Raw genomic sequence first — 14167 nt, 5'->3', positions numbered from 1 at the left:
TTTATTATTGTTTGTTTAAATACCAATTATATAAAAGCTCTACGCCTTCATTTATTTCGATCTGATGATGCCAGCCCAATGCATGCAACTTGCTTACATCCGTAAGCTTCCGCAACGTCCCGTCGGGTTTGGATGCATCAAAAGCAAGTTCACCTTTGAAGCCGACCGTATCCTGTATCAACATGGCTACTTCCCGGATGGATAATTCCTTTCCCGTACCTATATTAATATGGGTATTACGCACTTCGTTTCCTTCCGGACGTACATCGGAGAAATCGATATGCTCCATGACATAGACAGATGCATCCGCCATTTCTTCACTCCATAAAAATTCGCGAAGAGGTTTTCCCGTACCCCATAGCTGCACTTTTCCGGGGTAAATACCGTATTTTTCCAGAATTGTCAGGATCTCTTTCTCCGGGGCATTCCCCGATATTCCTTCTACCGGACGGGTATTTAAATCCTTACGCAAAGCCTCCCAATCACCCGAATGAAGACATTTGGCGAGATGGATTTTACGAATCATGGCAGGAAGTACATGCGAAGTTTCAAGATTAAAGTTATCATTCGGACCATAGAGGTTGGTCGGCATCACGGCTATATAGTTCGTTCCATATTGCAGGTTATAACTTTCGCACATCTTTATACCGGCAATTTTTGCGATCGCATACGGTTCGTTGGTATATTCCAGCGGAGATGTCAGCAAACAATCTTCCGGCATCGGCTGCGGGGCTTCACGCGGATAGATACAGGTACTTCCCAAAAACAACAACTTCTTTACATTATTCATATAAGAAGCATGGATCACATTATTCTGTATCATCAGATTGATATAAATAAAATCTGCACGATACAGGCTGTTCGCCATGATACCTCCTACATGGGCTGCCGACAGGAAGACATATTCCGGCTTCTCGGTGGCAAAGAAGTCATTCACCGCACGTTGGTCTGTCAGGTCCAGTTCAGCATGGGTGCGCAAAATAAAGTTTGTATACCCTTTCTGTTTCAGGTTCTTCAGGATGGCCGAACCGACCAGCCCCCGATGTCCCGCTACAAATATTTTACTGTCTTTATTCATTCCTTTATCAATTTCAATAAATATTGACCGTACTGGTTTTTAACCATTGGAGTTGCTGCTTCTTTCAGCTTCACATCATCGATCCAACCTCTCCGGTAAGCAATTTCTTCCAGGCAGGCCACCTTCAACCCCTGGCGTTTCTCGATCACTTCCACGAAAGTGGAGGCTTCCGACAGAGAATCGTGCGTGCCGGTATCGAGCCATGCAAAACCGCGTCCCAACAACTGTACTTTCAGTTCGCCGTCTTTCAGAAATTCCTGATTCACTGTCGTGATCTCCAGTTCTCCGCGAGCCGACGGCTGAATCTGTTTCGCCACTCCGACTACTTTATTCGGATAAAAATAGAGTCCGACAACAGCATAATTCGACTTGGGAGACTGAGGTTTTTCTTCAATACTCAGCACATTTCCGTCAGTATCAAATTCGGCGACACCATAGCGTTCCGGATCGTTGACGTAGTAACCGAACACAGTCGCTTTTTGTTCGTTCTCCACATTGTTAACGGCCTCTTTTAACATAGCCGTAAAGCTCTGTCCGTAAAAGATATTGTCGCCCAACACCAGGCAAACAGAGTCATTTCCAATGAATTTATCCCCTATGATAAAAGCTTGTGCCAGTCCGTCAGGCGAAGGTTGTTCGGCATATTCGAAATGCACGCCGTAATCCGAACCATCTCCCAGCAGCCGTCGGAATCCCGGTAAATCCTGCGGGGTGGAAATGATCAGTATCTCCCGTATCCCGGCAAGCATCAGGACAGAGATCGGATAATAGATCATCGGTTTATCATAAATTGGCAATAATTGCTTCGACACACCTTTCGTAATCGGGTACAAACGGGTACCGGAGCCTCCGGCCAGTACTATTCCTTTCATAGGTTCAGACTTTTAAATTATTAAATATAGGGTACAAATGTATATAAAATATTCGATTTGTCCTTATCCGCAAAAGACCTCTTTCCGATGTGTTTAAAGGGAATAAGGCATTCTGCTGTATAACCGTTTATAATGTATATAAAATAAGTTTTTTGAAAGATGATGAAAGATAAAAGAAGTCATATTTGCATGCATCATTGCAACCTTTCATTCTACCCTCTTGTTACAGTAGAAATAATTTTAATAATAACTTGATATGAATACATTTGACGAAAGAATTAGTTCCGCCGTAAAAAACTGGTGGGTTTCACTTTTACTGGGATTATTATATATCCTGATTGCCATATGCCTGATGTTTACACCAATGGCAAGTTATGTCGCTTTAAGCATCCTGTTCAGCGTCGCTATGTTCGTAAGCGGTACGCTTGAAATCCTTTTTGCCGTATCCAACCGGAAGCATATTTCCAGTTGGGGCTGGTATCTGGCGGGCGGTATTATCGACCTGATACTGGGTATTTACCTGATGGCAAGTCCGGGGTTGAGCATGACTGTCCTGCCGTTTATTCTAGCATTCTGGCTGATGTTCAGAGGTTTCTCTTCCACCGGTTACGCCATGGACCTGAAACGGTTCGGAACCGGAAACTGGGGTTGGTATATGGCATTCGGAATCCTGGCTATTATCTGTAGCATCGCCATCATATGGCAACCGGGCTTAGGCGTCTTCACGCTTGTTTACATGATCGCTTATGCACTGCTTATCATCGGTATCTTCCGCGTAATGCTCTCTTTCGAACTGAGAAGCCTGCATAAAAAACAGGAAAAAGAATAAGAAAGAACTGAAAACTTCTGCAGAGAAGCGATCAGTATCATATATTACAAGAAGATAGTATCATAATATATAAGAATCAGTTCTCATATATTATGGTACAAATCTTCCATTATCCTCTGTAGATAGAATTCTATATTATCGAATAATTACCCGGCGGGACTGTTCTCCCTGAGAGGTATAAATATGAATTATGTAAAAACCGGAAGCAAGAGTGTTTAGCGGAATGCTATGCTGACTGTTACGAACTGTTGCCCGACGGACAATAGCACCGGATGCATTTATAACACTTACCTTTCCTTCCTCAATATCTCCTAAATCAAATTCCAGGGTGCGGGAAGAAGAATTCACTGCGATCTTATAATCACGATCAACTCGTATAGTTTCATTATGCGTAATCGTATTGTCGGAATAGAAGTTTTGGAACCGAATATAGAAAGTAAAGCCATCGTTTTCCTTATCCGTTTCACGTATCATATTCCGATGCTCATCATATTGATACGTATATTCAAAACCAAAGATCCACTCACCATCTTCCATAAATTCAGTATATTGACTGATTACATTGCCCTGATCGTCATAGGTTAGTTGTGCCTTTTGTGAAGGGATCCAATCCTTCAATTCTTCACTCCAATCATAATTAGTTCCGCCTAAAACAAGACCGCCATCACTATAAACCGCATCCATTTTGTAAATTTCAAGACTTCCATCCGCATGAAAAGTAGTATCCATCACAACCAGAGGATTTCCTTTATCGTCAGACTCAACAGTCGCCCAAATCCAGTCTTTTACCCATTCACCATTTTCATTCCGGTAGCTTCTCATTGCCGTTTGGGTAGCAGAAGCATTATAAGTATTGAAAGTTTTATAAACCGGCATCCACTCCCCGTCTTTATAGGAATAGACTCTTTCTTCCGTTTCATAAGAAGTATTTCCAATGTTTTCAGGATAAATATATTCTGTTTTCGAGGAAAGGCTCAGGTCACCATCAGAACTATAAGCAGACTTCGTTTCCATTTTTATTTTTCTACCGGATTCATCATAAGTATAATAGGCGATATCCGTCAACTTATTATCACTCCCCTGATAAGTATATGTCGAATCCAAGGCTGTATTCGACATCCTTAACGATGAAACGGTTTGTGTTGTCCGGTTAAATACTTTCAAAAAATGCCCCGATGTTTGCTGGGCAAAACTAATAACTGGTAATAAACAAATACAAAGTACTAATTTTTTCATTCTCTTTTATTTTATGATTATATCGATAAGACACGAATAAATTCAAAACCCCTATCGCAACGAAAGAAATTTATCAGAAGTAAATTTCTTTTGTGCATTAAAAGAAATAACCTAGCTTTGTAATCTTGTAAGTAACGGATTAAATCTAACTAAAAATAATACTCACAGTGAAAAAGGAAGATGAAGAAAAGGTAAGCGGGCTACCGGAAAATGCCTATAGAGAACTCAAAGAAGGAGAAGTATATAACCCTATCATGTCACCCAATAAACAGTACAAAGAAGTGACACCCTGGTCTGTATTCTGGGGACTTGTGATGGCTGTGATATTCAGTGCGGCAGCTGCTTATCTGGGGTTGAAAGTCGGACAGGTATTCGAAGCCGCCATACCGATCGCCATCATTGCCGTCGGACTGTCGAGCGGTTTCAAAAGAAAGAATGCATTAGGGGAAAATGTAATTATCCAGTCTATCGGAGCTTGTAGCGGCGTGATCGTAGCCGGAGCTATTTTTACTCTTCCCGCCTTATACATCCTACAGGATAAATATCCGGAAATCACCATCAACTTTTTTGAAGTATTCATGAGCTCGTTGTTGGGCGGTATCCTCGGTATCCTGTTGCTGATTCCTTTCCGGAAATATTTCGTTTCGGACATGCACGGTAAATATCCGTTCCCGGAAGCGACAGCAACCACACAGGTACTCGTTTCCGGTGAAAAAGGCGGAAACCAGGCAAAGCCGCTTATCATGGCAGGACTGATCGGAGGTTTATATGATTTTATCATCGCCACATTCGGATGGTGGAGCGAAACGATAAGCACACGGATCGTCAGCGCCGGTGAAATGCTGGCAGACAAGGCTAAGGTCGTATTGAAAGTAAACACAGGAGCTGCCGTATTGGGCCTCGGCTATATTATCGGACTGAAATATTCCATGATCATCTGTGCCGGTTCATTCCTGGTCTGGCTGGTGATCATCCCGTTGATGTCTGTCTTTTTCGGTGCAGACGTACTGACATTAGGTAACGATGCGATCACGGCTACAGTCGGAAGCATGAGTGCCGAACAAATCTTTACGACTTATGCCCGTCATATCGGTATCGGGGGTATCGCCACAGCCGGTGTGATCGGTATTATCAATTCCTGGGGAATTATCCGGGGAGCCGTAGGACTTGCCGCCAAAGAACTGAAAGGAAAAAATACGGAAGCCGATACGGAAACCATACGCACCCAGAAAGATTTATCCATGAAGATCATTTCGATCGGTATCTTCGCGACGCTGATCGTGACCTATTTATTCTTCCATTTCGGTGTACTGGATAACTGGTATTATGCGCTGATCGGTCTGCTGATCGTTGGGATTATCGCTTTCCTGTTTACGACCGTTGCCGCCAATGCGATCGCTATTGTCGGAACCAATCCGGTTTCGGGAATGACATTGATGACATTGATCCTGTCGTCGATCATCCTGGTTGCCGCCGGACTAAAAGGTACAGCCGGTATGGTGTCGGCACTGATCATCGGAGGTGTGGTATGTACGGCACTTTCCATGGCGGGAGGTTTCATTACCGACCTGAAAATCGGTTACTGGCTGGGAAGTACACCGGCTAAACAGCAAACCTGGAAATTCCTCGGTACGCTGGTTTCTGCAGCTACCGTAGGCGGCGTTATCCTGATCCTGAACCAAACTTACGGGTTTACCACCGGACAGCTGGCAGCTCCTCAGGCAAATGCGATGGCAGCCGTTATCGAACCGTTGATGAGTGGCTCGGGAGCTCCCTGGGTATTGTATGGCATCGGGGCTGTATTGGCTATCATTCTGAATTTCTGCAAGATCCCGGCACTCGCCTTCGCATTGGGTATGTTCATTCCGATGGAACTGAATACACCGTTGCTGATCGGCGGAGCTATCAGCTGGTATGTAGGAAGCCGGAGTAAGGACAAAGCATTGAACACCGCTCGTCTTGAAAAAGGGACATTGCTTGCTTCCGGATTCATTGCCGGCGGAGCCTTGATGGGTGTTATCAGCGCAGCACTGCGTTTCGGGGGCATCAACCTGGTGAATGAAAAATGGCTGGAAGGGAACTTTGCCGAACCTCTGGCTGTTCTTATGTATATTGCATTGATGGCTTACCTGGCGATAAGCTCTATGAAAGCGAAAAAAGAATAATATAAATAATGGATGCACCGCTAGTTAATGTTGGGATTATGACGGAGAAGGCGCTCTCGTTCGTATTCAACGGAGAATATATCCATACGGAGAGCAGCTCTTTTCTAACGGGAGAACAACGGGCGTTGTTCGTCAACGGAAATATTGTATACAACGGCAAGCTGTACAAGGAACTGTTCTTTGAACCGGCTTCGCCCGAATCGTCGTTCGATCTGAAGGCCGTCACGATCGGAGTTGATTTTCACTGGCAAAGACAGGAAGATCAGCGCTTCAAAGGGGCGCTTAACCTGGTTGCGGGAAATGAGGGGATCGTTGTGATCAACAGTATCGACGTGGAAGAATATCTTACCAGCGTGATCTCGTCGGAAATGAGTGCCACAGCTTCGAAAGAGTTGTTGAAAGCTCATGCCGTAATCTCCCGCAGCTGGCTGCTGGCGCAGATAGAAAAAACGTTCCGCCTGGGAAATGCTCCGGATAAATACAAGAGTTGTGAACGCGACCACGAACAACTGGTTCGTTGGTACGATCGTGAAGACCATCATATGTTCGATGTCTGTGCCGACGATCACTGCCAGCGTTACCAGGGTATCACCCGTGCTTCCACTCCGATAGTGAAAGAGGTGATCCACGAAACCCGCGGCGAAATACTGACCGACGGCGAGTCGATTTGCGATACCCGCTTCTCTAAATGTTGCGGAGGTGTGACCGAGCAGTTCGAACATTGCTGGGAACCTGTTCCTCACTCCTATCTGACAGCCGTGCGCGACAGCCGCGAGACTTCCTTTCCCGATCTGACCGATCCGGTCGAAGCTGAAATGTGGATACGCAACACGCCCGATGCATTTTGCAACACAACGGATAAAAAGATATTGAGCCAGGTACTGAACAATTACGACCAGGAAACAACCAACTTCTATCGTTGGAAAGTGACCTATACACAGGAAGAACTTGCCGAACTGATCCACCGAAAGAGCGGCATCGACTTCGGCGAGATACTGGACTTGATTCCTTTGGAAAGAGGGACTTCCGGACGCATCGAAAAGTTACGGATCGTAGGTACACGCCGTATATATACCATCGGCAAGGAACTGGAAATACGGCGGACTTTGTCGGAGACTCACCTGTACAGTTCGGCTTTTGTGGTAGACAAAGAGGATATGCATGCTAGCATTCCACAGCGTTTCGTACTAACAGGGGCAGGCTGGGGACATGGTGTGGGACTTTGCCAGATCGGTGCGGCAGTCATGGGTGAACAAGGATATTCTTATACGGAAATACTGGCTCATTATTTCCGGGGAGCGACGATAGAAAAAAGATATTAGCTCCTTTCCGGATTTCGAATGAACCTGTTAAAAGCTAAAAAGGTCGCTAATCTCACGATAGCGGCCTTTTTCTGTGTTTACCTATCTTTCCCGGCACCTAAAGGTCGCCGGGTTGTCTTTACTCTCACGAGCTCTAACTGGATACAAAGGAATAAATAACTCTGCAACTAAACAAGGGAAATAGATTAATAAGGGTATTTTCCCCACAAAACGGGGGAAAATGCCGATAAAATGTTATTATCTTTGTATCCGAACGTTCGACCAGGGATCAGACGCCCCTGCTCTACTTAATTAAATACCGGTTAATGAACAGCTATATCATCCTTTCTATAATTGCCGTTTATTTTGGCATACTGTTGCTGATTGCCTGGATTACGGGTAGAAAAAGTACAAGTAATGATGCCTTCTTTCTGGGTAACCGCAAATCGCCGTGGTATATCGTTTCCATCGGAATGATCGGGACATCGCTTTCCGGCGTGACTTTCGTCTCCGTCCCGGGAATGGTCCGTAGCATAGACATGACGTATATGCAGACGGTTTTCGGCTTTTTCTTCGGATACATACTCATAGCCCAAGTTCTGTTGCCTCTTTATTATAAACTTCAACTGACATCGATCTATTCGTATCTCGGAGACCGTATCGGGCGGAGAAGTTATAAGACTGGAGCGTCTTTCTTCCTGCTTTCGAAGATTGTCGGGGCGGCGGCACGGCTTTACCTGGTTGTTCTGATCCTGCAGCATTACGTATTCAGTACCTGGAATATCCCTTTTTGGGTAACTGTCATTATCAGCATTTTCCTGGTATGGCTATATACGTATCGCAGCGGCATAAAGACGATTATCTGGACCGATACGCTACAGGCGCTTTGCCTGGTTGCCATGCTGGTCGTTATTATATGGAAAGTGAAAGACGCCATGGAGCTCGATATGGGTGGCATGGTACGGACACTGACCGAGAGTCCGCATTTCCGTATTTTTGAGTTCGACGACTGGCATAGTACGCAACATTTCGTAAAACAGTTTTTCAGCGGTATCTTTATCACTATTGTCATGACCGGACTCGATCAGGATATGATGCAAAAGAACCTTTCCTGCAAAAGTCTGAAAGATGCACAAAAGAATATGTATACCTATGGCTTTGCCTTTACACCGGTCAACTTCCTGTTTCTGGCTCTCGGCGTATTGTTGCTGAGCCTTGCCTCACAACAGCATATTGAACTGCCGGTATTAAACGACGATATCCTGCCGATGTTCTGTACTTCCAGTATATTGGGACATTCCATCCTGATCTTCTTTACGATCGGTATCATAGCGGCGGCATTCAGCAGTGCAGATTCGGCATTAACAGCGCTGACCACTTCATTCTGCGTCGATATCCTGGGTGTGGAAAAAGAAGAAGCGACACGGGCAAAGCGTACCCGCCTGATGAGCCATTTGCTTATTTCTGTCTTATTTGCCCTGATTATCCTTATCTTTAAGGCGGTAAACAGTCGTAGCGTAATCGACGCCATCTATATGATCGCTTCCTATACGTACGGTCCTTTACTGGGATTATTTGTCTTTGGCCTGTTCACTAAAAAACATCCGCGCGACAAATATGTTCCTTATATATGTATCTTCTCACCGCTGATTTGTTTTGCGACGGATCAGCTGGTGAAACAACATACAGGCTACGCCTTCGGTTATGAAATGCTGATGCTGAACGGAGCAATCACATTCTTCGGACTATGGGCGGCTTCGGTCAAACACAAAACAATAAAAACGTAAGAATATGGAAATCAAAAGTGCAGAATTTGTTATCAGTAACACAGACGTAAAGAAATGTCCCGCAGGTAACTTTCCGGAGTATGCCTTTATCGGGCGAAGCAATGTTGGCAAATCCTCCCTTATCAATATGCTGACAGGTAAGAAAGGTTTGGCGATGACTTCACAGAAGCCGGGAAAGACTTTGCTTATCAATCATTTTATGATCAACAACAACTGGTTTCTGGTCGACCTTCCCGGTTACGGTTTTGCCCAGCGCGGCAAAGAAGGACGGGAGAATATCCAGCGGATTATTGAAGATTATATACTGGAACGCGAACAACTAACCAATCTCTTTGTGTTACTCGACTGCCGTCACGAAGCACAAAAGATCGACCTGGAGTTTATGGAATGGCTGGGAGAAAATGGCGTACCTTTCTCAATCATCTTCACCAAGATCGACAAAATAAGCAAAGGACGTCTGAAGGAGAACCTAAAGGCCTATCAGGATAAATTACTGGAAAGCTGGGAAGAACTACCTCCTATCCTCCTATCCTCTTCCGAGAAAAAAGAGGGTCGAGAAGAAATTCTCAATTATATTGATGAAATAAATAAAAGTTTGAAAGGTTAGATTATCCGGGAGCGACATGGTTCAGGTCGCATGGATATCGCCACTATTATACCGGAGCGGATCAAGATCCGCTCCGTAAGGTTTCGCTTCACCAAGTATAATTGCCATGTGACCACTGCCCCCTGAAAGAAAAGAGTTATTTCATTGTTCTTATCAAAAAAATAAATACATTTGTACTTCATCAAAACCGAAAGGAGCAAACATATGAAAGTAATGGAATTACAGGGTGAACACCTGGAACTGTTCAACGAAATTATCAACCTTGACACAGAAAGTATCGAGAGAGTAAAGAAGTATATCAAACGGATTGCATCTAACAAATATAAAATATCCCGTAGAGTAACTGTTGACGAGATAGACTTCGTTACCGATGAAGAGATAGAAAGTGCCATGCACCCGTTGTCCCATGAAGAAAAGATGGAAAGTCTTAGGTTGGCAGAGGAAGATTCTGTCTATTACACACAAGATGAAATGCGAAAAGCTGTCGCTTCATGGAGGAATCTTTAGTTATTGCATGGAAACGCACAGCAAGAAAACAAGCTCGAACAATTTATGCCTGGTACAAAAAAGAAATGGGACTTAGAGCTGCGGATAAATTCATTAATGGCATTTTAGAAACCGTAGACTTGCTGGCATTAAATCCCAATATGGGATCTTATGAACCGGAAACCGAAACATGTAAAAGAAATTATGGTTCCTTTGTCGAACATAGAAACCATAAAATCCTTTACTATGTAGAAAAAAAGACAATCTACATTGTTTGCATTTGGCCTAACAGCCAGAATCCAAAAAGCTTTATCGAACAACTAAAATAAACAACAAAGGAAAGCCCGGCAGCTTTCCTTTTGTTTTTATTTTTATACCAACGCATCCTTTAACTTCGCAATCATTCCTTCATATTCCTGATCCGACAAATAAACCTTTTGAGGGTTCATTATGAACGTTCCTCCGAAGTCGGGACCATCCTCATATTTAGGAGCCAGGTGGAAATGAAGATGAGAAAGTTTATCGGAATAAGCACCGTAATTTATTTTTTGTGGATTGAAAACCTTCTGCATGGCACGTGTTACCTTTACCACATCCGCCATAAACGCATTCCTGTCCTCATCACTTAACATATTCAGATCATGTACATGGTCCTTGTAAGAAACCAGGCAACGTCCATAGTAAGTTTGTTCCTTGAAAAGAAACAGTCTGGATACGGATAAAGGAGCTATTTCGATCATTAGATCGTGTAATGTCTGATTGTTCGTGCAATACAGACAATCCTTGGGATCACTTAAATTCATGTTATATCAGATTTATTAAATTGCCGCTAAAGTAAACATAAAGCCCGGTAAAAGCAAGGAACTTCTACCGGGCTTTCCCGAATATTTTATATCAGCCTGTCAATAACTGATCTTACATCCGATAAAATAACTGCGCGGAATACCGGGACCATAGATATATCCGGCATCACGCTGGGGACCCTTGTCAAAGTCATCCTGATAAGAGTTAAAGATATTCTGAACACCCGCATTCACCTGCAAAGTGACAGACTTGTAAAGAGGAAAATCATAGGCTACCTTCACATTCAGATCAAAGAAATCCTTCGTCGTCTCCTCCCTGTCTTCCGGTATATAGCCTGCCAGGTGCTGCACCAGCATACTTCCAGTATACGTTCCGGTCAACGAAGCTGTAAAGCGTTTTACCGGAGTAAATGAAGAGGTAAAATAACCATACACATCCGGCGAACGGAACATCTTCTTCTGAGGTACCAGGTTTTTATTCTCGCTCCAGCTTTCCGGCTCTTTGTAACGGCTGCGCTGGATCGTTGCACCCGCCTGTATCTGCATCCATGAATATACCGCCTTTGCTTCCAGGTTGATACCCATTACACGGGCACCTTTCCCGTTACGCCGTTCCATCAGCAGGTTGTTATCATCATCACGGCCAATCTCTTCCAAAATGAATACATTTCGTAAATCCGTATAGAAACCTTCTATCAGAAAATTAGTCTGAACCGGACCGAAACGGCGATAGAAATCAGCAGAAAGACTTACACTCTGCGAATTTTCCTCTTTCAGGTCCGGAGATATCTGTATGATAGCCACATCACCACCTACAGCCGTGATATGCAAATCCTCATCGAATGCCTGCGGCGCACGGAAACCGCTTGAATACGACATACGCAGATTCACATCGCTGATCGGATTGAAACGCACATTGGCACGCGGGCTGAATATGGCATGATCGATCAGGTTATGTTTATCCATACGGGCTCCGACAAGAAAGCTCCATTTCTCATTCTTCCATTCGTTTTGCAGGAACACACTTCCGATATGTACAGTCTGCTCGATCGTACGATGATAACCCAGCATCTTATCCTGCAAATCATCATAGTTATATTCAGCACCGCCGGTAAATTCAGCCGGCATGAACAAGCATTTGTCCCATTCGTATGAATACTGCGCACCACCCACAAAGGTCATATCGGTCGTACTTCCGTATGCATTCGGATTCTTTTCGGCACCGTAATAACTGCTTCTCTGTGTATGCTGGGCTGAAGTGTACACGTTCAAACGATGTTTATAATCTTTCGAAAAGAGGTCGAATTTCAAACCGCCGCCATTGATATTATGCTCTGTCTGTTCGGCGATATCCGCTTCATGGGGAGGCAGGTCCAATAAGTTACCGCCACGACGGTATTCATTGATATTATGATATTCGAAAGTCAGCTTCGAATACATGCTCGTCTTCAGATAAGATCGGAAGCCCAGCGTACGGGCGTTCAGTTTGCCTAATTCGGTAAAGCCGTCGCCATCATGATCGTAAGCACCGCGGTAACGGTTCTGCCCGAACATATAGATACCTGCCTTATGGTCGTCAGTCACCAGCGAAGCATTAATGGTCGTGTTATTGTCCGGACGGTCGCCGCCGACCATTGTTAGTGAATGGGATATCTGTGCGGAATTTCTCAAAGGTTCCTTTGTAATGATATTGATTGTACCGGCAATAGCGGAAGAACCGAACAAGGCAGAACCTCCCCCACGCATGATCTCCACCCGCTCGATCATATTCGCCGGAATCTGCTCCAGCCCGTATACACCGGTCAGCGCACTGAATATCGGACGGCTATCCACCAGTATCTGCGTGTAAGGACCTTCTAGTCCGTTGATACGAACTTGCTGGAATCCGCAATTCTGACAGTTGTTTTCCACACGTACACCCGGCTGGAAGTTCAGTCCGTCCGCCAGGGAAGTGGCATGCGTTGTTTCAAAGGTTTTCGAATCGAGCACATTCACAAGCGAAGGAGCCAGACGGCGCGTTGTCTCATTACGGTTTGCCGATACGACCACCCCGTCTAATGCCACCAGGTCTTCTTCCGCATCGAAATTTATTTCCAGTGTTTTTCCTTTCTTTAAAGTAACAGGTTTCTCAACAGTTTTAAAACCCAATGTTTTCATCACCAGTGTATACTTGCCTTCGGGCAGGTTTTTCAGATAATAATGACCGGTTGCATCGGTCGACGTACCGATCGTTGTTCCTTTCAGGAATACATTAATAAAAGAAAGATGCTCCCCTGTTTTCTTGTCCAATATATGTCCTACGATATTGGCATCCGACGGGTTCAGCGACGGAGCATCATCAGCCCATGCAGTCGTAAAGACACAGCACAGGCATAGTATAAGAGTAAAAATCTTATTCATTGCGATTTGTTCTGATAAATAGGTAATGTTATAATGTAAGGCACAATACTTTTTAAGCCAAAGTACCTGACATTTTATATATTCGACCCAGGTCGAATACATTTTTGACCTTGGTCAAACATGTTTTTGGCCTGGGTCAAATACATTTTCGACCAAGGTCAAAAAGTTAGAAAGAGAGTATGTTTTCATTAGAAACACCTATCCTTATCAATTAAAGTATTACTATCTGTTATCAGAAAACGGGAGGAGCACGAAGAGAAAGCAGCCCTTTGTCGGGGAGCATATAGTCCGGATAAACCGGCTGTTCAACTATTTCAGCTATTTGTTGTGCACTAAAATTCAGATAGAGGGCATGTACGGCTCCGTCTTCCACACTGAGAGTCGTCAGTATGTGGAATAGTTGTATTTCAGATAAGGAAGCATGATGATGGCAGACACCGCCCTTCAGCTTTCCAAAGGGATGCGAATGGACAATCGTCGTGCCATGTTCGATATGGACATGAATAAACAACGTGATACTGCTGTAGTAGGCGATAAAAATCACCGGTAACAACCATTTCAGATATTTATTCATTGTTTCTCTCACACCCATATTGTTTAGAA

The 14167-nt window shown here is 44.2% G+C and carries 13 protein-coding genes; 7 read left to right on the top strand and 6 right to left on the bottom strand.

Going from position 1 to position 14167, the window contains the following annotated elements; genetic code table 11:
• Positions 1-4: 4 nt before the first annotated feature.
• The gene (locus tag P3L47_RS15585; RefSeq protein WP_277781396.1) at positions 5-1078 is read right to left on the bottom strand and encodes a GDP-L-fucose synthase family protein; all 1074 of its coding nucleotides are present in this window, start codon (positions 1076-1078) and stop codon (positions 5-7) included.
• Positions 1075-1950: a glucose-1-phosphate thymidylyltransferase RfbA gene (rfbA, locus tag P3L47_RS15580; protein WP_277781395.1), complete on the bottom strand. Its 876-nt coding sequence runs from the start codon at positions 1948-1950 to the stop codon at positions 1075-1077. Before rfbA ends, P3L47_RS15585 begins: the two co-directional genes overlap by 4 nt.
• A 256-nt stretch (positions 1951-2206) precedes the next feature.
• On the opposite strand from rfbA, the gene P3L47_RS15575 reads away from it, so the two are divergent.
• On the top strand, positions 2207-2779 hold the full coding sequence (locus P3L47_RS15575; RefSeq protein WP_122359753.1) for an HdeD family acid-resistance protein: 573 nt from the start codon (positions 2207-2209) through the stop codon (positions 2777-2779).
• A gap of 135 nt (positions 2780-2914) precedes the next feature.
• Here P3L47_RS15575 and P3L47_RS15570 read toward each other — a convergent pair whose 3' ends face one another.
• Positions 2915-4015, bottom strand: coding sequence for a T9SS type A sorting domain-containing protein (locus tag P3L47_RS15570; protein WP_277781394.1), 1101 nt, complete (start codon positions 4013-4015; stop codon positions 2915-2917).
• A 167-nt stretch (positions 4016-4182) separates the two neighbouring features.
• Here P3L47_RS15570 and P3L47_RS15565 point away from each other — a divergent pair, with 167 nt between their 5' ends.
• From P3L47_RS15565 to P3L47_RS15540, 6 genes are all read left to right on the top strand, one after another.
• Entirely contained in the window at positions 4183-6180 is a 1998-nt protein-coding gene (locus tag P3L47_RS15565) for an OPT family oligopeptide transporter (protein ID WP_122359751.1), read from the top strand.
• Between the two features lie 8 nt (positions 6181-6188).
• A complete protein-coding gene (locus tag P3L47_RS15560; RefSeq protein WP_277781393.1) occupies positions 6189-7502 on the top strand; it encodes a SpoIID/LytB domain-containing protein in 1314 nt (437 codons plus the stop codon).
• A gap of 305 nt (positions 7503-7807) precedes the next feature.
• Positions 7808-9268 carry a sodium:solute symporter gene (locus P3L47_RS15555; protein WP_277781392.1) on the top strand — a complete coding sequence of 487 codons (1461 nt, stop codon included), beginning with the start codon at positions 7808-7810 and terminating at the stop codon, positions 9266-9268.
• Between the two features lie 4 nt (positions 9269-9272).
• Positions 9273-9875: a ribosome biogenesis GTP-binding protein YihA/YsxC gene (gene yihA / locus P3L47_RS15550; protein WP_277781391.1), complete on the top strand. Its 603-nt coding sequence runs from the start codon at positions 9273-9275 to the stop codon at positions 9873-9875.
• Positions 9876-10079: 204 nt separating this feature from the next.
• Entirely contained in the window at positions 10080-10382 is a 303-nt protein-coding gene (locus tag P3L47_RS15545; RefSeq protein ID WP_233576948.1) for a hypothetical protein, read from the top strand.
• A complete protein-coding gene (locus tag P3L47_RS15540) occupies positions 10367-10690 on the top strand; it encodes a type II toxin-antitoxin system RelE/ParE family toxin (protein ID WP_277781390.1) in 324 nt (107 codons plus the stop codon). The genes P3L47_RS15545 and P3L47_RS15540 overlap by 16 nt, the downstream gene beginning before the upstream one ends.
• 42 nt (positions 10691-10732) lie before the next feature.
• On the opposite strand, the gene P3L47_RS15535 is transcribed toward P3L47_RS15540, so the two are convergent.
• From P3L47_RS15535 to P3L47_RS15525, 3 genes are all read right to left on the bottom strand, one after another.
• Positions 10733-11164: an HIT family protein gene (locus P3L47_RS15535; protein WP_122359746.1), complete on the bottom strand. Its 432-nt coding sequence runs from the start codon at positions 11162-11164 to the stop codon at positions 10733-10735.
• 99 nt (positions 11165-11263) lie between these two features.
• Positions 11264-13564 carry a TonB-dependent receptor gene (locus tag P3L47_RS15530; RefSeq protein ID WP_277781389.1) on the bottom strand — a complete coding sequence of 767 codons (2301 nt, stop codon included), beginning with the start codon at positions 13562-13564 and terminating at the stop codon, positions 11264-11266.
• A gap of 232 nt (positions 13565-13796) precedes the next feature.
• Positions 13797-14150: a hypothetical protein gene (locus tag P3L47_RS15525; RefSeq protein WP_233576946.1), complete on the bottom strand. Its 354-nt coding sequence runs from the start codon at positions 14148-14150 to the stop codon at positions 13797-13799.
• Positions 14151-14167: the final 17 nt, after the last annotated feature.

It is taken from the genome of Parabacteroides chongii (assembly GCF_029581355.1).
Classification (GTDB): domain Bacteria; phylum Bacteroidota; class Bacteroidia; order Bacteroidales; family Tannerellaceae; genus Parabacteroides; species Parabacteroides chongii.
This window is presented reverse-complemented; position numbering and strand designations above follow the sequence as displayed.